Annotated in this window: 14 protein-coding genes; 4 read left to right on the top strand and 10 right to left on the bottom strand. The window is 41.6% G+C overall.

Annotation, left to right across the window (positions count from 1 at the left end; translation table 11 throughout):
* Window positions 1-319: 319 nt before the first annotated feature.
* On the bottom strand, window positions 320-1,276 hold the full coding sequence (locus tag ABDK00_RS10025) for a hypothetical protein (RefSeq protein ID WP_346239063.1): 957 nt from the start codon (window positions 1,274-1,276) through the stop codon (window positions 320-322).
* Window positions 1,277-1,417: 141 nt separating this feature from the next.
* Between ABDK00_RS10025 and ABDK00_RS10020 the strand changes: the two genes are divergently transcribed.
* The 3 genes from ABDK00_RS10020 to ABDK00_RS10010 all read left to right on the top strand — a co-directional run bounded on the left by ABDK00_RS10020 (window position 1,418) and on the right by ABDK00_RS10010 (window position 3,806).
* The gene (locus ABDK00_RS10020) at window positions 1,418-2,473 is read left to right on the top strand and encodes a sugar phosphate isomerase/epimerase (protein ID WP_346239062.1); all 1,056 of its coding nucleotides are present in this window, start codon (window positions 1,418-1,420) and stop codon (window positions 2,471-2,473) included.
* Window positions 2,474-2,503: 30 nt separating this feature from the next.
* Window positions 2,504-2,911 (top strand): c-type cytochrome, encoded by a 408-nt coding sequence (locus ABDK00_RS10015; protein ID WP_346239061.1) that lies wholly within the window; start codon window positions 2,504-2,506, stop codon window positions 2,909-2,911.
* A 61-nt stretch (window positions 2,912-2,972) separates the two neighbouring features.
* Complete coding sequence (locus tag ABDK00_RS10010) at window positions 2,973-3,806, top strand: DUF1080 domain-containing protein (protein WP_346239060.1); 834 nt, start codon at window positions 2,973-2,975, stop codon at window positions 3,804-3,806.
* Window positions 3,807-3,888: 82 nt separating this feature from the next.
* On the opposite strand, the gene pyk is transcribed toward ABDK00_RS10010, so the two are convergent.
* The 9 genes from pyk to ABDK00_RS09965 all read right to left on the bottom strand — a co-directional run bounded on the left by pyk (window position 3,889) and on the right by ABDK00_RS09965 (window position 17,486).
* Window positions 3,889-5,370, bottom strand: a complete 1,482-nt coding sequence (gene pyk / locus ABDK00_RS10005) for a pyruvate kinase (RefSeq protein ID WP_346239059.1) — start codon at window positions 5,368-5,370, stop codon at window positions 3,889-3,891.
* Window positions 5,371-5,463: 93 nt separating this feature from the next.
* Window positions 5,464-6,684, bottom strand: coding sequence for a 6-phosphofructokinase (locus ABDK00_RS10000; protein WP_346239058.1), 1,221 nt, complete (start codon window positions 6,682-6,684; stop codon window positions 5,464-5,466).
* 295 nt (window positions 6,685-6,979) lie between these two features.
* On the bottom strand, window positions 6,980-8,821 hold the full coding sequence (locus ABDK00_RS09995) for an O-antigen ligase family protein (protein WP_346239057.1): 1,842 nt from the start codon (window positions 8,819-8,821) through the stop codon (window positions 6,980-6,982).
* A gap of 15 nt (window positions 8,822-8,836) precedes the next feature.
* Complete coding sequence (locus ABDK00_RS09990) at window positions 8,837-10,966, bottom strand: hypothetical protein (RefSeq protein ID WP_346239056.1); 2,130 nt, start codon at window positions 10,964-10,966, stop codon at window positions 8,837-8,839.
* A gap of 126 nt (window positions 10,967-11,092) precedes the next feature.
* The gene (locus ABDK00_RS09985; RefSeq protein WP_346239055.1) at window positions 11,093-12,337 is read right to left on the bottom strand and encodes a 6-bladed beta-propeller; all 1,245 of its coding nucleotides are present in this window, start codon (window positions 12,335-12,337) and stop codon (window positions 11,093-11,095) included.
* Window positions 12,338-12,350: 13 nt separating this feature from the next.
* Window positions 12,351-12,680 carry a hypothetical protein gene (locus ABDK00_RS09980; protein WP_346239054.1) on the bottom strand — a complete coding sequence of 110 codons (330 nt, stop codon included), beginning with the start codon at window positions 12,678-12,680 and terminating at the stop codon, window positions 12,351-12,353.
* Between the two features lie 88 nt (window positions 12,681-12,768).
* A complete protein-coding gene (locus ABDK00_RS09975; protein WP_346239053.1) occupies window positions 12,769-13,851 on the bottom strand; it encodes a BF3164 family lipoprotein in 1,083 nt (360 codons plus the stop codon).
* A 63-nt stretch (window positions 13,852-13,914) separates the two neighbouring features.
* Window positions 13,915-14,142: a hypothetical protein gene (locus ABDK00_RS09970; RefSeq protein WP_346239052.1), complete on the bottom strand. Its 228-nt coding sequence runs from the start codon at window positions 14,140-14,142 to the stop codon at window positions 13,915-13,917.
* Between the two features lie 359 nt (window positions 14,143-14,501).
* Window positions 14,502-17,486, bottom strand: coding sequence for a hypothetical protein (locus ABDK00_RS09965; protein WP_346239051.1), 2,985 nt, complete (start codon window positions 17,484-17,486; stop codon window positions 14,502-14,504).
* A gap of 805 nt (window positions 17,487-18,291) precedes the next feature.
* Between ABDK00_RS09965 and ABDK00_RS09960 the strand changes: the two genes are divergently transcribed.
* Window positions 18,292-20,355, top strand: coding sequence for a prolyl oligopeptidase family serine peptidase (locus tag ABDK00_RS09960; RefSeq protein WP_346239049.1), 2,064 nt, complete (start codon window positions 18,292-18,294; stop codon window positions 20,353-20,355).
* Window positions 20,356-20,536 lie beyond the last annotated feature (181 nt).

Raw genomic sequence — 20,536 nt, 5'->3', positions numbered from 1 at the left:
ATTGCCTTTTCGAAAGCACGTAAAGGTAGCAAGAATATTAGGATTTTGGACTGCTGATAACCCGATTTGTCTCTTGGCTCTTCGCGGTTGAATGTTGTAAAATTATTAATTGTTTTTTTAACATTTAATCTTACATAAGGACGCCAGGAAGTTTGATTTTTTATTTTTAAACAAATGGTTATCAGTTTGATATGATATAAATTTAGGCGGTAGTATGTCGCTCGGTTGACAATGCAGTAGTCACGATTTAATATTTGGGTAATGTAATTTTTCCAAAAGTTTTTAAGCCGGAAAAACGAAGTTGTGATCCTTTTTTAGCTTAAAACAAATCATCGACATATTGAAATAATGTATCCTCGGTTGCTGCGTGATGAATAGCAGCGCCTGAAAACTGAGGGTAAAATTTGCGGTAACACTGGAAATAATGCTCCGGCCCTTTTTTAGAGAAAATAAGATTTTTCCCTCCAAAGTAGCTCGCCAGCGTGGCGGTGCCGCCGTGTATGGAAATGAAGTTTTCGCAGTTGGCGTAAACACAGAGCTGAAAATGGTTAAAGTTGCGGGCCTTTATTTTATTCTCTTTATAAAGATCATTCAAATGAATAACTTCCGGATGCCGGCTTTTCAGCCATTCAAATTCTTTCAAATCATAAATAGCGCTATTGTCGTTGACAATATCCTTCGCCTGGGGGCGGCTGTATATAATTTGGTAGCGATCCTTCAACCTGGAAATTATCTGATCGAGCACATCCTTGCTGAAATAGGAGACAGGCGGGCCGTCCCACTCGGTATTGTATCGGTTAGCAATAATAAGCAGCGGCTTTTCATAGCGGTAAATATCATTTTTAAAATGACTTTTGAACGGCACAGGCAGCCACTTTTTTATGTCATAATCCTGGCTATATAAAATGCGCGGCAGTTCAAAATTATAATTGCCCGCGTTAGTTCGCTCGGTATGAAATTCTGAATGATTGTCTGAAAAAAAATAAAGTTCTTTCGTGTGCGGAAAAGAACGGGTTGCTTTCAAAGTACCGTTTTTATAATGCCAGTACGCATGCGGCAACGCAAATTGCATTTCATTTCCAAATTCTCCGCTAAAGTCGATTGTTTTATATTTACTTTTAAATAAGTAATCGCGAAAAAAATATTTTAACTGCACCATCTTGCAAACAATCGTATCTCTGAAAAAATAAAAATAAGGTTCGGGAACATTCCGGTATTTTAGGCGTGCAATTAAACTGGCTATTTTTTTAAGCAATTTGTAAGAACCCTTTGACATCTAAAAGCTAATAATTAATATGAAAAATCAGGTCAAACAAAAGTACCTGTTAGGGTTAAAACTTCTTAAATTATTTTCCGATACAAGGCTAATCGGATTTATTTTTATAGATTTATCGCTCAAAGTTAAAAACGATTTTGCATGACGACATTAAAAGGGCCCGGGATATTTCTAGCACAGTTCCTGGGTGACAAACCTCCATTTAATAATTTTGAATCTATTTGTTTGTGGGCGGCAGAAAAAGGCTTTATTGCTGTTCAGATTCCCACTAATGATCCTTCAATTTTTGATTTAAAACTCGCCGCGGAAAGTAAAACCTACACGGATGAGATCAAAGGTATTGCGCTGTCGGCGGGCCTTCAAATCTCTGAGCTTTCAACGCATTTGCAGGGCCAGCTTGTGGCGGTGCATCCGGCTTACGATGATTTGTTTGACGGTTTTGCGCCGGAAGAAGTGAGGGGCAATTCAGCAGCACGGACAGAATGGGCCATTCAACAATTAAAATATGCGGCGAAAGCTTCGCAAAATTTGGAGCTCAATGCTCACGCTACTTTCAGCGGATCCCTGCTGTGGCACACTTTTCACCCATGGCCGCAGCGGCCGGCCGGATTGGTTGATGAAGGGTTTACCGAACTTGCCAAACGGTGGACACCGATTTTGAACTATTTTGACGAATGTGGCGTGGATGTTTGTTATGAAATACATCCCGGAGAGGATCTGTTTGACGGCGCGACCTACGAAATGTTTTTGGATAAAGTCAATCAGCATGCGCGTGCATGTTTGCTCTATGATCCATCTCATTTTGTGCTTCAACAACTCGATTACATTCAATACATCGATTTTTATCATGAACGGATCCGTGCGTTTCACGTAAAAGATGCGGAGTTCAATCCAACCGGAAGGCAGGGTACGTTCGGCGGTTATCAAAGCTGGCTCAACCGCGCGGGTCGTTACCGAAGCCCGGGCGATGGACAGGTAGATTTTAAAACTATTTTTTCCAAATTAGCCCAATACGATTATAAAGGCTGGGCGGTTATGGAATGGGAATGCTGCCTGAAGCATCCGGAGGACGGGGCAAGGGAAGGTGCGGAGTTTATTAATAAGCATATTATCCGGGTGACAGACAAGGCTTTTGATGATTTTGCAGCGACCGGCACCGACTCTGATTTCAATAAAAAAGTATTAGGGCTTCAATAATAATTTATACTTTAGCGACAAATATTTTATATGAAGAAAATTTTACTCTCATTATCTGTTTTATCCATTATCGCTGCATCATGCGGAGGGGGCGACGCTGAAAAAAAAGCGGACACTGAATCTTCATCCACTTCACAAACGACGGCATCGGCGGATGATCTTTCTTCCAATCCTGTTTATCAAAAAGGGTTGGAGCTTACGGGCAAATATCAGTGCCCAACTTGTCATAAGATCGATGAAAAGCTAACGGGGCCGGCCTATCGCGAGGTGGCCAATAAATATGCTGGCGCTGATGATGCCAAGATTACGGAACTTGCGCAGAAAGTGATCGCAGGCGGTTCTGGCGTTTGGGGCGAAGTGCCGATGACGCCACATCCTAACGTTTCTGAGCAGGAGGCAAAAGAAATGGTCGAATACATTTTACTGTTAAAGAAATAACAGTGGTATTCGCTGATATAAAATTATTCCTAATCCGCTTCCTTTATATTTAAGTAAGAAAATGAATAAAATAAAATCTATCACTTGTATAGCCGCGTCTCTATGCCTGCTATATGCTTGTGCACCGCGGGTTTATCGTACACCCGCACCTGCACCAACACCTGCTCCAGCGCCCGCGCCGACACCGGCACCCACGCCTGAGCCAACGCCCGAACCCGAAAAACCTACACCCGTGGTAGCGATGAACGTATTAACGCCCGCGGAGGAGTCGGCGGGCTGGAAATTGTTATTCGACGGAACAAGCTCGGATGGGTGGCATGCCTATGGCTCGAAAACAATCGGAACGGCCTGGAAAGCAGTAAATGGAACCTTGCATTTGGATGCTACTAAAGATGGCACTCCCAAAACAGGGGGGGATATTATTACAGATAAGCAATACAAAGATTTTGAGCTTCAGCTCGATTGGAAAATCGATAAAAACGGAAACAGCGGTATTTGTTTTTATATCAATGAAAACAAAGATAAGTATCGCTGGATGTGGGGAACGGGCCCGGAAATTCAGATCGTTGACAACGAAGGCCACCCCGACGGCAGAATATTTAAGCATCAGGCGGGAGATTTATATGATTTGATTCCCGCAAAAACCAAGGCTGCTAATGCTCCTCTGGAGTGGAATCATTACCTGGTTCGTTGTCTGAACGGTAAGTTGGATGTTTATCTGAATGATCAGCATGTGATCAGCACTACTTTGTGGGACGATAACTGGAGAGCGCTGATCGCCGGTAGCAAGTTCAAGGGTGCACCTGATTTCGGCACTTATAAAGTAGGCCATATCGGCTTGCAGGACCACGGCAACAATGTTTGGTTTAGAAATATAAAAATAAGAGAACTGTAATAGGTTGAGATTACTGCCTTTAATTAAAAGCCGCTTTGTTGAGTAACAAAGCGGCTTTTAAGTTTTTAGAAAAAATCTGATTCTACTGCTCCAGTTTCGTAATCTTAATCGTATTCGTAGGAATTTTTAAATGAACAGGCGTACTTCCAGTGCTAACCGCTATGTCGCCTTTCTTCAAAAAATTATTTCTTTTCAGAATATTGATCTGGTCAGAGAAAATAGTATCCAGCTGCCTTTCATCATCGTCATACAAAAACGCACGTACGCCCCACGAAAGGCTCATCTGGTTGATCAGTTGCTGATGCTTGGTGAAGATGTACAACGGAACTTTGGGTCGGTAACTGCTCAGCATAAAGCCCGTGTAACCGCTTTGTGTCATACCGATCAAGGCGTTGGCAGCTACATCTTTTGCCAGGTGGCAGGCGTTATAACAAACCGCATCGCTCGTTAAGGTAGGCGAGTGGGGTTGGGGTTGTAAAACCTCATCCAAATCGTAGTTATACTCGGTGCGTTCGATTTCCAGAATGATTTTGCGCATCGTTTCCACCACTAAAGTAGGATGCAGGCCCGTGGCCGTTTCGCCGCTCAACATTACCGCGTCCGTCCCTTCCAATACGGCGTTCGCCACGTCGGTAATTTCACTACGGTTGGGCTTGGTGCGATCGATCATGCTCTCCATCATCTGCGTAGCTACAATTACAGGCTTCGCGCGGTGGATACACTTCTTGATGATATTTTTTTGGATCAAAGGCACTTTTTCCACGGGCAGTTCAACACCCAGGTCGCCGCGCGCAATCATAATGCCATCGGAGGCGTTGATAATATCGCGGATATTGGGAATGGCCTCCGGCATTTCGATTTTCGCAATAACTTTTGTCTTACTCTTGTTTTTGTCAAGAATTTTGCGCAGCTTTTTTATGTCTTCTGTTTGGCGCACAAAACTTAAAGCCACCCAATCCAATTCTTCCTGGATGATAAAATCAAGGTCTTTTAAATCTTTGGGAGTAAGCGCCGGCAGCGAAATCTTTGTGTCGGGGAGGTTCACGCCTTTTTTTGAAGAAATAAATCCACCCAGCAGTACTTCTACCTGAACGTCATTATTGGGTAAAATTTTCTTTACAATCACTTCGAGCTTCCCATCATCGATCATGATCTTATTTCCGACTTTTACGTCTTTGTGAAAGTTGGGATAGTGGATATAAAGTTTTTCTTTATTGCCGATAATCTTTTGGCTGGTAAAAATAAACTTATCTCCTGTGCTTACGGGCATGCCGCCGCCTTCAATCTCACCCACACGTAATTTTGGGCCTTGCAGGTCGCCGAGCAATGCTACCGATGTGCCTTCTTTTTTATTGATTGCACGTACATATTCAATAATCTTCTTTTTTTCATCATGTTCGCCATGCGAAAAATTGAGCCTGAAAACGTTCACGCCCGCTTTAACGAGGTCTGCAAGCTTTTCGTAAGTGTTGCAGGCCGGGCCCACCGTAGCTACAATCTTCGTGCGCGCAAACGATTCGTCGGCTTTTGTTGCGGTTTTTTTTGACGCTAATTTTTTAGCCATAATATTTTTAAAATTGATTTATACTCTTTTTGGGTCAATTTTCTAAATGCATAAGAGCCGCCTTTCCGCAGCTCTTATCCAAAATTTTTAATCCTATTTCCAGTTTAAAATGGTTGAAAATACAAATTCTTCCGGATTGCTCACCAACGCTTTCGCAGCTTCCACATCTTCGGCGGTAAGATATTGCAGGTTATCTTCTATCACCATTTTTGTCTTCGCGTCGTCAATATTCACAAGTCTTGTTTTTACCTTACCATTTTCTCCCGTAACATCTTTAAGAAACAACGGATTTACCTCGCCTTTATTGTTTACCGTTACTACACAGCCTGTTAATCCCTGATCAAACAGTTTCTTAACGCCTGTACCCAACATAGTGCAATATTGCAGGTCGAAAGCTGCCGGTGGCAAACAACGCAGTTCATAACCCAGTTCAACCGGGCGGCATTTAATGTCCAAACCAAGTTCTTTCAGCTTATTTTGAAGCAGCAAATTATAAATATGCGCTTTACTAACATTCCCCAATTCCGGGTGGCCATGCGCATCGTAAGTAAACTGAACGCCTGATGCTTTGATCACTTCGTCCGTCATAAAATGGAAGATACCTTCGCTCACGATTGCAACACCATAATTAATGCCCAGCAACTTTCTTTTTAGAATAGCAGAAACAATGAGTTTGGTGATATTTTCAAAATTTAATGCTGCCTTGTTAAACATCTCAGGCATTACAATCATCGGTAAATGGCACGATGAACCGATGCTGAAAGCCAGGTGACCCGCCTCGCGGCCCATTGCTGAAACTACAAACCAGTTGGCTGAGGTTTTGGCGTCTTCATAAACCGTTTTGGTAATGCGAACACCTTCTTCTGTCGCACTTTGATAGCCAAAAGTCGGCTGGTTATCGGGAAGCGGCAGGTCGTTGTCAATTGTTTTAGGAACGTGAATGTTCTGAACCGGGAATTTATGCTCGGTTAAGAAAGTGGAAATGCGGTTAGCGGTGGACGCTGTATCGTCGCCGCCGATCGTCACTAATAATTTTACGTTGTTTTTTACGAAAAAATCAGTGGTAAACTCTTCATTTTTGGGCTTGTACCGGCTCATGCGCAGAATAGAGCCGCCTCTTGTCAAAGCAGTATCAGCCGTTTCAAAATCTATATCGAGCGTAGATGCGTTTCCGGTAAACAGATTTTTGTAACCGTCGTGCAGGCCAATTACTCTAAATCCTCCTTTCAGGAAAATCTTAGATACAGAACTAATTACTGTGTTAATGCCTGGTGCGGGACCTCCGGCTGCAAGGATCAAAATACTTTGTTGCATAATTGGATTTTATAAATTGTAAGCTCCAAATATATTAAAAATAACGTTGTGTGTATAAAACACTTTAATTGTTTTGAGATTTTTGGATTTATTGTTATATGAGATGGAGCTTGTTAAAACTTTTGATATTTGAAATTTTCTAAGAAAAGTGTTATCATGCGCATGAAGACGGATACATTTTTGGCTAATTGGCTTCTGCAGGTCTGTCCGACTGGACCGCGGACGGGCTGAGCCTGGTACCCTTTTTACGCTCGTTTTTTTGAAACACTTAAACAAATTCATTATTTATTAACCGCTACCGGTTCAACATAGCTGTAGCTTCTTTGCGAACATTTTCAACTTCAGCAGAATTTATTTTAACCGGCATCAATAAAATATCCTGAGCTGTTTTTTTAGCGTTTAGGGTATCTGCATTAACCAGGTACAATCTCATCAGTTCGTGTTTCGGTAGAAACTTATTAGGCAAAAAATTGCACAGCCATTCTTGATGGCTGATGGCTTCTCTAAAACGTCCCTGCATTTTATATACGTCAATCAATCGCTCTATACCTATGCGGGATAGGTGGAGCTGACGCGCCTGCTCCAGCATCATGATGGCTTTTGGATAAGCAGCGCTATCGCGACCTGATGCTTTTCCATAAACTGTTAAAAACTTCCTGTCACCGGACAAATAAGGGAAAATAGCTTCGTACTCCTTTATTAAGGCAGTATCATTTCCTGAAAAATGATCTGCGGCATGATCCCATCTGTTATATGCGTAAAAGGTTTTAATACCTTTATAACTTGTAAAGATTAAAGTTGCAATTGTGAGAATAAGCGCTGGTTTCATTGTAAAAAAGCTGGGAGCCTTCATCTTAAAATTATGAAGCCAACCCGACCGTCCAAGAGCTACGACGACAAAAAAGCAAAAGGTCGCCATCAATATCAGGTAGTTTACATGAAAAGGGTACGACGTAAAACCGCAGACAAGCAGACTTACCACAACAAGTTTTAGTGCGACAAATAAACGTCTTTGTTCCTTGGGTGGCTTTGTCCTGAAAAACAAAATCAGACACCCCCCCCACACCAAAAACCCCAACGCGCCGACCTCTTTAAACAGTTGCAAAGGCTCGTTAAAAAGGATATAGCTTTCGCCGGCACTTAAGAAAAAAGATTCAGGAGGATGAGGGTGATTTTTAAAATACGCTGCTTGCCAATACGGATAATAATTACTAAACCGGCCCAGACCGGTACCCAGCCAGAACTGATCGGTAATATGATCCCAGGTAATGGATAATTTCATCATCCTGCCCATTGCCGACATTTTTTTTAAAGCAAAAAGATAGTATCCGGCCACAGTAGCCAGTCCGGTGAAACACATAATACAAAGAATAGGTACAAACCGGGGCAGCCGCGATATTATTGCTTTTATGCGAGCAAAATAGCCAGTTACGAGTCCTGCACCGGCTGTCGCAACTAACGCTATCCAGGCGCTGCGACTTTGTGTTTGAAATATCAGAAATAGCGCTGTTACAGATACGGCAACAAAAATTACGACTGTCAGTATGGCCGCCAGTCTTGGCTTTCCAGCTTTTTGCAAAGTGCGTTTTAATAAATGAAACAGGCAATACCAGACAACCGGTAAATGAGCTACCAGGCAAAAGCCAAAAACGCCAGAGTTCTGAAAACTGCCCTTCAACTCTAGGCTTATGTTTTCCGAATAATTTACCGCCTCAGTATATTGTGCCACGCCGGTATATAGCTGATACAAAAATGACAGTAATAAAAAGCAAAGAATGGTATTTATGACTGTCAGGTTTTTTATAAAAAGAAAAAGCCCCGATACCATACACGCTGACGCTATTACGAAAAAATGTTCATTACCGAAATGATAGTATTTGCTGAGGAGGATAAAAAGGCAGGATGCAATTAAGCCCGCCAAATATATAAATCTTTTTGCATCGATCTGTTTGCCTTGTAATAAAGATAGCAGTAAGATCAATGCTCCCAAAGGAAGGGACAGCAACAGGTATTGCTTATCGTTTAAGGCAATCTCGTAGTTAAAGGAAAAGCGATAAAAGGATGCAAAGAAAAAGAAGAATTCGATAAGCAAGCCACTATAAATAATATATGTAAAATGCCGGATGTGCTTTAACACTTTTTATCGTTTACACTACTTTATATTGTAATACAGAAAGCGTTGGCGGCCATCGTCAGCTACAATAAAGGGCAACTCTTCCTTGCCACCGCTTAGATTTTTCAGCCAATACAGTTTACCCTTAGGTGCTCCCTCAAATTCTAGGTAATTATATTCTGCCGTTTGTGGGTATTCAAAATCGTTCCAATGTCCATCGCTCCAATACCTTAACTGATATTGGTTACCAGGAACAATGCCATTGTTGGCATTAAGTGGAGCGAAGCGCAAAGCAGTGACAACGACTGGCTCTTTGTAGCTGATATTCTCTACCGTTGCATCCCTGGTTTTTCCGGGGGAAGTTTCCATACTTTCGTCACTTATTGAAGACTTTTTCATAACGTCCGGGACGTCAGAAAGTACCCAAACCAGCGAAGTATCGTCATTGATCGTTTGTTGAGGACTAAGAACAGCTACAGGCCAAGGAGCGGACGTAAGCGGATAGCCATATTTTGTGTTCGTCAAAAGTTGTAATTCCGCTATTTGTATTTTAGGTTCTCGTTCAGAACCTAGAACACGGTAGTGCTGATAGGCGGTTTCGTTACTTAACTTCACCTCTTGCATATAGGGCCTAGGTGCAGTCTTTAGAGCAAATAGGGTATCGTGCGTTTGAAAAGAAGAATCGTTCGATGCCAGCAAAACAGTGCCAATCATCTGCCTCCATAAGCCGCTCATTTTCTCCGGAAACTTACGGGTAAGTATTAAGTTCACTGTTTGGCTAACATCTTTTCCATCATCCAGATACAACACGCTATAACCATTTTGCTGAGTGGTGTCCGATTTAAGGTAGAACGGCACGCCAAAAGTCTTCCGTTCCCTGCCCTCGTAATAGAAAGGAATATACAATGCATTTGTTACTGTATTTTTAAAAGTAGCAATCTGCTCTTTCTTATTAATTACAGCCCAGGAAACACCCATTACGCCACTGGCGCTGTTAAAAGTGCCAAGATAACACAAGTTATTATCTGTTGGTGCCAAGAACGGTAACGTGAGGGCGACTGTTGGAATGCTTAAGTGGGTAACATCTTCAATAGCAGGATCACTTAGGCTAAAGGGGACAAATTCATCTGTTTTTTTCAGGAAATGCGGGGTGTTTTGTCGCGCATCAAAATGCACGCGATACCGGTTCATCCATCCTGTATATGTTTCAAACCTGGATGCTCTGGGCTCAGGAACTTTCGACTGTGGTGAAAATATGGTCCATTGGCCAAACCGGGGCGCTATCTGACAATCGGAATGTCTCCCCTGGAGCATCTTGTAGGCGATGTTGAACTGTAGATCGACCGGTATACCGCAGGCGTTTAAAGCAGCTACGCCATAATTAGAAATACTAAAGCAGTCAAAGCCGTCGACCTTTTCGAAAAAGAGTTCTTCAAAGCCTGTTCTTTTTCTGAAAGGATATGGCCCTAAAATAGCAGAGAGATTTTTTATTGTTTCATTATACCGGCCCACATGTTCGGTAAAGTTTCCGTCTTTCAGATCACCTAAGTATTTTGAAAAAAAACGGTTAAAATCTCTTCCGCTATACCTGAAATGCTGACCATCGATCATACGATAAGGAAGCGTGTAAAGATAAAATTCATCATCAGAAAGCTGGCTTACATACGGCGATTCTTTTTTTAATGCAAAAGCATTGTCAATATGGTTGATCAGGAAGGATGCGTTAATAGTGTTCAGATCAGTAACCTGCTTCTCAGATGCATAAACAACGAAGGGTTCTTCAAAAGAGGTTGCCTCTAATGTATGCCGCACGCGATTTTTGATGTCTGTAATACCGTCTTTGGTAGCTGCTGATTTTAACTCTGCAATTGCTTTTCCCTTTACCAGATTATAATATAAACTATCCGCCAGGTTAAATACCTTTAAAAATTCGGGGTCAGGGATGATGTCAATATAATCGCGACGGTGCCAGCGCATGTTTTCAATAAGCCAATAAGCGGCTTTTAGTTTTTCCGGCTCGGTACGATAATGAGCTATTGCTTTTTCCAGCTCGGAGCGGTTATCACCCGCCAGTTGTAAGGATTCCATAACGGCTTTTGGTATGGTTTTCTGAGCCGGCACATACAACCAAAGCCAACAAAAACAAACGATAATCAGTATTTTTCTCATAAGCTGTTTATTTCATGCGGCGGGACAATGAAAACGGAGGTACAAAGATGTTACAGACTACGCCGAAACTTGGTTTTAATAATGTTGCGCCGAAGCTATGTCAGGCTGAGCCTGCCGAAGCCCCTCTCACTCCTTCAACTTCATCCGCACAATAACGGGGTTACTTTTGCGACTTTGGGTTTTGAAGTATTCTTGAAGTACTGGCGGGTATTGAGGGTTTTTGTATTTTGTCCTGTCCTTGGCATCGAACATTAACAAAGAAGAGATATCGGAATACAAATATTTGCCCATTATAACTAAGCCGTTAATATGCGACGTATTTCCGAGGATTGGCAAAAAATATGATTGATCATCGGGAGTGATTCTTTCTAACGAAATCAGCTTATTGGTTTTCAAATCATAGATAAAATTATATAAAAATCGCCCTTCCGATCCCACAAACGACTTAAACGCTCTAGTATTAATTTTAAAAAAAAGATATTGATTGATAAAATAGATATTTGATACTCCAAGTATGGTATTGTATTCATCAACTTTTGGGTACAAGCTATCCACGAATTTTTTGTCGTCGGAGTAAATGGTTTTTGGAGGCAAGGAACGATTCATTGGAAATATGAAACTTCCTATCATTGTTGCTGTGTCTTTTGTGACTTTAAATAGCTTATGCTCAAGAGGAGTTGCAACATAAATTGATCCTGAATCTGATATTCCTGGCAATATAATTGAAACACCAATATTGCATAAACCAAGGTTTTCATTCTGCCTATATGGCAAAAAAAGTTTGTACAAGCTATCCCCTTTATATACACTAAGTAAGGAATAAAGGCTATCCGTAGCTGGCGCATCATTAATGGTCATACAACTATTGCTAACGATGTAAAAGCTATCACTCAAACTAGTAAATTGATCTCCCTGAAAAAAGTCATTTATGCTTCTAAGAATTTTCCCCTTTAGTGATAAGGCCGTGAAGCTTTTTTTATCTAACCTGTTATCATATATTGTTAACAATATTACATTATTGTTTTTATCAAAGCTGATTTTATGATATAAGTTAGCCCCCTTGATATTATACTTTGTTAAAAAAGCTCCTTTGGTATCAAAGAAGAATATAGCGTTTGTGTCAAAATCATTAATAACATAGCTACTATCTGTAACTATTAAATCGCTTACTTGCCCAAATAAACTCTCTTTAGTTGTTTCTAAGGGTATATATTCGACATTTTCAAAATAATCAGCAATGGCTCCGCCATATGCTTTTGCAGGATCAATGCGGTAGACAGGAAATTGCTGTCCGTATAAATTATTTAACACACACAAAAAAAATATTGCCCCTATAAAGCGTATTTTTCCAAAAAAGTTTAAATAGTCCATATATGATGCAGCGTTAACTTCCTTTTTCTTTGACGAAAACTATTTTATTCAATTCTAAATACTTATGAACGTTAAGGTCTGGTGTTTCTAGTACCAAGCAAAACCCTCGTTTATCCTCGAAAATTTCAGGTATATTTCGTTGTAATTGATCAAAATGTGAGCTACTAACTATTAATAACCCTTTTGAATTTTCCCGTTCTAACAAATCTAAAAATTCGTATGCCACAAAAATACACACTGCGCAATCGCCGTTAATATAAAGAGCATAAAAACTTGAACCAATATTGCCACAGGGTTTTAAAACGTTTTTTAGAAAGTTTGCCGTAGGTGCAGAAGCAGACAATATTTTCAGTTTTTTGGAACCATCCATATCGCATGAAACAACACACACCAAGAATAATATTATAAGAAAAAATCTGTACATAATTTTATTAGTGAGGAATATGAGTGACGACTACCGATCTTTTATGCCTTGCTGATATACCATATATAGTATTTCGCTTTTCATCTATTTTAAAAATTGTTAGTGGAATATTCAATTTGAAAAGTTTTTTTGGAGTCAGCTGTTTGTCAAATGCAATAATTTTAAACGCCTGAGAAGTGTCTGACCAATTATTTCCACTATAAAGTGCATAAATGCTATTATTTCCAAACTCTGGCATACCGTAGTATGCAAGTTTAGATTTGTTAGTAGGTGCTAAATATGAGTAAGGTTTCTTCACTACTCTTTTAAATTGCGGAATAAGCCCATCCGGCCCTTGCCTTATAGCTATTAGTTTCCCATTAGTATCCACTAACTCAACTATGTCTGTATAGTAGTATACTTTTACAATTGTATCTTTATTGCTGGAAAATGAATTTATTCCACCATCAAAAATTTGAGCAAGTTCAAAGGTTTTATAATATTTATCATACGTTGGAAATTGCCCTACGGATTTTACGAAATTGCCTACGCTGTCGTACAAGTTAAAGGGATTAATCTCGTGATCTGTAATGCCATTTAACTCAAAAAAGTCGTTATTGGTCAACTTAATCACTTTATAACCAAAATCTGGATATGGAAATCCAACAGTATTTCTGGGAATAATTTCACTATCATATTCGTTTAAAACTTTTAGGTCATATATATAACCATTTTTTTTATCTAAATCAAGTAAATACAACCAATCAATTTTATTAGAGCCAAGAATTCGTACGGATGATGTGCTATCAGTTTCATTCACTCTTTTAAAAAAGGATCTTATATACTTATAGTTTTTAAGACTATATAGTTTGCATACGTATTCACCTTCACTATCAATTGCCAGCAACAGCTCTTGGTCAGGAAGCACTAAGATATCAATGAGGTTGTTTACATTATCAAGAGGGATTGGAGAACCTTGCAGCTCTATAACATCATTAATCTCCCGTTCACTGAATGTTTTACCATTCTCTCCTATTATGTTATTCTCGGTGTTACTACACGATATGAATAAAACGTACAAGAATAACACAGACAGACTATTATTTTTCACAATACTTAATAAGATTAAAATTAAAAATTAAGCGGAATAAGACAATTACTCCGCTTAATAATTTTAGGGAAGCTTAAATTTTTGGTTGTGGCAGGTTTTCGTCATGGAAGAATCCCCGGCACTCCAAGAAAGTGAGCAATTCTGATTCTTAGCAGATTCGCACCATGTTGAGCATGAAGGTTCAGTTCCGCCACCACTACTCTCGCCCTCCCCTGTAAACGAACTCAATCCAACAAAACCGATAGCCGCCACCACAGGCACTATCGCCCATCTTAAAATTTTTCTTTTCATAATTTCATGTTTTAGTTTGTTTGCAATCTTTCAGCTGTTGTTTTTATAAAAGGTAGCAAACAGGTTATTAATTGTTTTTACAAATGCTAAGGTAATCGCGCTCACTATAGTATAATTATAGTAAACGATTTGCGCAATCGATTGCGTAAAGGTTTTGGAAGAAGTTTTTTATTAAGCACATAGATTTTAAAGTTTGCTATATAAGAAGAGGTCCGGGGTCGGAAAGTCAGAAGTACAAAGAGGGTCGCCTCTGTTATCAGCTGCTGGCCTCCCGGAGCCTCAAGGAAGGCTTCGGCAAACTCCGACAGCATCCCTGAACCTCAGGGAATGGTTCGTCAAGCTCACCATGACAATAGCTGTCACTTCCGACTTTTGGAAGAGCCAAACTTCCTCGGATAATATGCCAGCGTTATCATAAAATACTGCTGTAGCACATTGGTACTGCTAAGGGTTTGCATATTACCCTTTATCGTATTTACAATACCCTTGTTCTGCCGTAATAAGTCGAGTGCGGAGAACTTAGCTTCGCCCTGATTACCTTTCAAAAATCGGTAGGTAAGGCTGGCGTTCCAGATGGTATAGTTAATGGCGGCACTATTACCCGCTTTGTTTTTATTGTAAGTAATGTTGGTAGCCCAAACCAGGTTCTTGGGTAGCTGTAGCGAGCCGGAAAAGCGGGTAAACTGGTTGGCATTTTTAAAACTGTTATCCCCGTCGGCCAGGCCCTGCTGCCTGCTGTTGTACCAGCCTACGCTTTCTTCACCTTTCAAAAACAGCTGGTCTTTATAACGGTAGCTAAGGTTGAACCGCATATTATGGTTAATGCCATTGCTCACCACCAGTGCGCTATTAATATAATGCGGATCTTTGCCGGTATAATAATCGTACTTACCTTCCACCTCCAGCGTACGCTGCTTTTTCATCTCAATAGACTTTTTAATACCTGCATTGCCGTTAAAATAGCGGTTGCCGCTGGCATTTACAGTATATACCGTGCGTACGCCCTCCTCATCAAACAGGGTGCTGTCTGTAATATTATTGTCGATAGCACCAATAGCCGCACCGATGTTAAACCGCAATGGGTTTTTAGGCGTGCGGGTGTTAAAGCTGTATTTAAACTCCAGCTCTTTCTTGTATTGTGGTTGTATCAACGGATTGCCTTTGGGTATATACCAAAGGTTGGTACTATCTACCAGCGGGGCTATATTATTGAGGCCGGGATAATTGACTGATGTAGTGTAATCCAGATTGTAGCGCATTTCGTAGCTGCCATACTGGTGGTTGTAGTATTCGGCAGAAGCCTGCGGTATAAAATTGGAATAGCTATATGCAAAATTCTGCACGATTTGCGTAGCGCTGTGCTGCATGGAAAAGAACTGCTTTTTCAGATCTGCTTTCAGGCTTACCCATTTGTTGTAGCGGTTGGTAAGCCCTTTATAAAATGTTTTGGAAAAGCTAAGCGTGGGTATAAAATTCTGTGTCTGGCTCTCTCTATCGTTGGTAAGATAGCTGTTGAGCACATAGTTTTGCGTAACGCTATCTTTATCCAGCACTTTATCTACATCGGTGGTGTTTTTAAGATCGAAGCTGCCGGATACGCCTATGTCAATGCCGCCAAAGCTCCTCCGGTTAAAGATCAGCCGCCTTAACCCCGGGTAGCTGGCCGTAATGCGGTGACTGCTATTGCTGCCATCGCGCTGCTGGTAGAGGCGGTCAAATTCTTTATTGCTGGCCGGGTTTACCGGGGAAGTGTATTTAGTAAAATTGCGCGAGCTGCCTTTTTCCGCGCTGGCAGTAAACTGGTAGCCCAGACTAAATTCCGAGGGTATGCGCTGCTCCCTTTGGCGGCCCCATACTTCCCTGTTATTATAGTTAATGCCCATGTTAATACTATTCTTGCGGTTTTGGCCGCTGCTGTTGGCAGTGCTGTTGCCAATAATACCAATGCCTGTTTTCTGCTGTTCAGAAACGCTTTCATTATTATTATTATCATAATTGGAAGTAAGCGCGGAGTTGAAGCTAAGGTTCATTCTTTCGGTACTTAATTCGTAAGCCGAATACAGACGCTGATCGGTAGCATAGTTACGCTGACGGCTTACGGCATTGCGCGATAATACGGTATCGCCGGTAAGATAATTATTGGAAAGACTGGTATTATTGATCACCGTTTGGTTATCGTTAATAAAATAATCTGCATTCAGCCGCGATCGTTTACGGTAAGCGGGATCAGGAATAAAATCATACTGAAATTTAGCGCCTGCGGCGATAGGCCTGTTGAGGCCGCGCATGGTAAAATTGCTCTGGTAATCGGTATTGGCGCCTTCGCCTTTATAGGAGCTGTTGTTCATCAGCACATCTATGCCCGATGCCAGCTTATTGATATTGTTGATAGCGCCTACTACATTGAGTTGTGTTTTTTTGTTGAAACCTGAGATCATGCCGTCGGCGGTGTATCGACGCCTCCCCCCGGCCTTACCCTGATTCGGCAGGCTCACCATTACAGTGCGCATGTTATCCTGAGCTTGCCGAAGGAGACCAGGCGGTGTAAAACCATATCCACCGCCGATCTTACCAAAGTAGCCCATCTTTTTATCGTCCTTCAGTTTAAGGTTAGCATACATGGTAGAATCAAGTGGGTTTTTTTCATCTCGCTGCTGGTATATCTGTAGTTTTTCCAGCGCTTCCTTAGGCAGGTTTTGCGTAGCCACGGTAGTTTCGCCGCCCATAAAGGGTTTGCCATCTACCAGCAGCGATTGAATCTTTTTACCATTGAAAGTAATTTCCCCATCGCCCCAGATCGTGAGGCCCGGTAGTATGCGCATCCAGTCTTCGCCCGTGGCATTGGCATCCATTTTAAAAGCATCGGCATTAAACTCTAAAGTGTCTCCATTCATACGCACGGGCGGCACGGCTTTTACCACCACTTCTTCCAGCATATTACCTTCCTTATCCGTATGCTGGTACATATATAACAAACCGAAATCTTTTTGAGAAGCGGCCTGGCTTAAGGTGAATTTTTTAAAAAAGGGTTTATACCCGGTGTGGGTGATAACCAGGTGAAGCGGAATACCTGTTGGTAATTGATCCACGGCAAACTCGCCAAAATTGTTGGGGATGGCAAAATGCAGCAAGCTGCTGTCAGCATTTGTATAAACGGCCACAGTGGCGCTGGTAAGCATAAAGTTGTAGGCGCTGTCTTTTACCTTGCCTTTTACGGAGCCCGCAGACGCCGTCTCCAGAGAAGGAGCGGAGATGAGACTATCTTTCTGCTGGGCGTAGAGCCCCTTAAAAAGCAATACTACCAAGCCAATAAATATCATTTTCAGCGGCATCCTTCTACGCATTTCAGTGCAGATTATGAGTTGTTAGTTTTGAGTGAATTTTGCGCGGGGGGGGGTCAAAGCCAAGTGTAAAGCAGCCGTCTTCTGTGTAATAATAGGTAATGCGCCGGCGGCAATAAGCAATGGGTGCGCCCAACTTTTTCATGAGTTTCAAGTCAAGATAGAGTTGGCTTTCTGAAACCTTCAATTTATTAGCAAGCTCTTGAGGAGTGCCGGTATTGGCACGGGCTATCCATTGATTAAGCCGGTGCAGGCGGTGTATAAAATGGTTGTGCATAAGCGTTTTGGTTAGCGGGGTTTGAATGAAAAAAATCCATTATCACTGGCAGCAGCCTTTCGATAGTGTTAATTGCAACGGGTTAAATATATAAAATTTATTTCAATGTATGTTGAGGCAGCTATGGTTCGTTAAGCTCCCATGACACACCGCGCTCACCATAACATAGGGCTGTTATCCTGAGTTTGCTGAAGGGCATCCGTTTTATCATCCAACAATTATTTCGATGAGCGATATCTTAGTAAGATTGACAAAATAGCTTCCCAAGTTTAAGCACATAGGCATATAGAATTTCAGAATAAAATGAATGCATAAAAAACACATAATATTTTAATAGCCTGGATACAATGATCCGCCTTTGGCGGAATGTATAAAGCCTCGATAGCAACAAATGCTATGTACCTATGTGGTTACGTTATTTCGTCAAAATTTCTTAATTATCGTGCACATGCGATATTTTTGAAAGAATTTATTAACAAAAACTTCATGAGACAAACCGCACTGCTTTTTGCAGTTTTTATAACATCAAGTATGAACGCACAAATGCAATACCCTTTCACCGAAAAGAAAGTGGTTAGGGATGAGTATTTCGGAACAACCGTTGAAGATCCTTATCGGTGGCTGGAAGATGATAATGCCGAGGAGACCCGGCAATGGGTAATTGCACAAAACAAAGTGACCGATCAATATCTCTCACAAATTCCGTATCGTGATAAAATTGAAGCGCGGCTTCAAAAACTATGGAACTATCCCAAATTCGGGACGCCATTCAAAAAAGGCGGCTGGTATTATTATTTTAAAAATGACGGGCTGCAAAACCAATCGGTACTTTATCAAACTAAAGATTTGAACGCAGCGCCGGAAGTGTTGATCGATCCGAATACATTTAGTTCGGAAGGAACGGTAGCGCTGAGCGGGGTGTCATTTAGTAAGTCGGGCAAGTTGCTGGCATATGCTGTTTCAAAAGCCGGAAGCGACTGGCAGGAAATTTATGTAATGGATGCCGAGTCGAAGCGGCTGCTGACGGACAAAATTGAATGGGTGAAGTTTGGAAGCCCCGCCTGGAGCGCGGATGAAGGGTTTTACTATAGCCGATATGACCAGCCGGATGAAAAATCAAAGCTCAGCAAAGCCAACGAATTTCAAAAAGTTTTTTATCACAAAATAGGTACGCCGCAAAGCGAGGATCTGCTGGTTTACGAAGACAAAGCGCATCCTAAACGCTATTATGGGTGTGGGCTGACGGAGGATGAGCGCTTTTTAATCCTCTCGGTTTCGGAAGGAACCAGTGGTGACGAAATTTGGTTCAGAGATCTAAAGGATGAATCACAGCGCGGGTTTCAACTCTTAGTGAAAGGATTTGACACCGAGACAAATGTTATCGATAATAATGGCGGCCACCTTCTGTTAAAAACAAATTTCAATGCGCCGAATTACAGGGTGGTAGCGGTTGATCCAAAAAATCCGGCACGCGAAAACTGGAAAACGGTTATTCCCGAAAAGGAGGAAGTGTTGTTGGGCGTTGGCACGGGAGGCGGCCAGTTATTTATGAATTACTTAAAGGATGCTTCGAGCCGCATTTATCAATATGATTATAATGGAGCAGCCATCCGTGAAATAGAACTGCCGGGAATAGGAACGGCGAGCGGCTTTGGCGCCGAAAAAGAAGATTCGGAATTTTATTACAGCTATGCCTCTTTTGCAACGCCGCCTTCTATTTACAAATATGATATCGCCAATGGAAAATCGGAGCTTTACAAGACGGCCGAAATCAATATGAACACCTCTAATATTGTTACCGAGCAGATTTTCTTCACCAGCAAAGACGGCACCAAAGTTCCCATGTTTCTGACGTATAAGAAGGGAATGAAACGTGAGGGAAATAATCCCGTCTTATTGTATGGTTATGGAGGTTTTAATATCCCGATGACGCCGGGATTCAGCGTTAGCAATGCATTTTTTGTTGAGCAGGGCGGCATTTATGTAGTCGTTAATCTTCGCGGCGGAAGCGAATATGGTGAGAAATGGCATCAGGGCGGCATGCTGCTGAATAAACAAAACGTATTTGACGACTTTATTGGAGCCGCCGAATTTCTGATAAAAAATAATTACACCAATAGTGGAAAAATCGCGATCCGCGGCGGGAGTAATGGCGGTTTACTGGTGGGCGCAGCAATGACCCAGCGGCCCGAACTTTTTAAAGTCGCCATTCCCCAGGTGGGCGTACTCGATATGCTGCGTTACCATAAGTTTACCGTTGGTTGGGGCTGGGCTGTCGAGTATGGTAGCTCCGATGCTGAAGCATATTTTCCTTATCTATACAAATATTCTCCCTATCACAATTTAAAAAAGGGTGTTTCTTATCCGGCAACTATGGTTACAACCGGTGATCATGACGACCGTGTCGTTCCGGCGCATTCCTTTAAATTCGCGGCCAGGTTGCAGGAATATCACAAAGGCGAAAATCCGGTATTAATAAGGATTGAAACAAATGCCGGCCACGGGGCTGGTAAACCAACAAGTAAAATAATAGAAGAAGCGGCCGATATTTGGGCATTTACGATGTATAATTTGGGGATGGAGTATGAAGAGTGAGAGGAGGGGAATGGTGAAGAGGCAATAGTCAATAATGAATGGTGAAGGGGCAATAGGCAATAGTCAATGGCGAATGGTCAATAGTAGGCGCTGTAAGAGCAAATTGATAAGGGTTGGTTGAAACTTGTTGATGGAATGAATTTTAAAGGTTTTCCAATTATTAGCATTTTTAAATTACGTA

The sequence above is a fragment of the Niabella insulisoli genome (assembly GCF_039652435.2).
In the GTDB taxonomy this organism is placed as follows: domain Bacteria; phylum Bacteroidota; class Bacteroidia; order Chitinophagales; family Chitinophagaceae; genus Niabella; species Niabella insulamsoli.
This window is presented reverse-complemented; position numbering and strand designations above follow the sequence as displayed.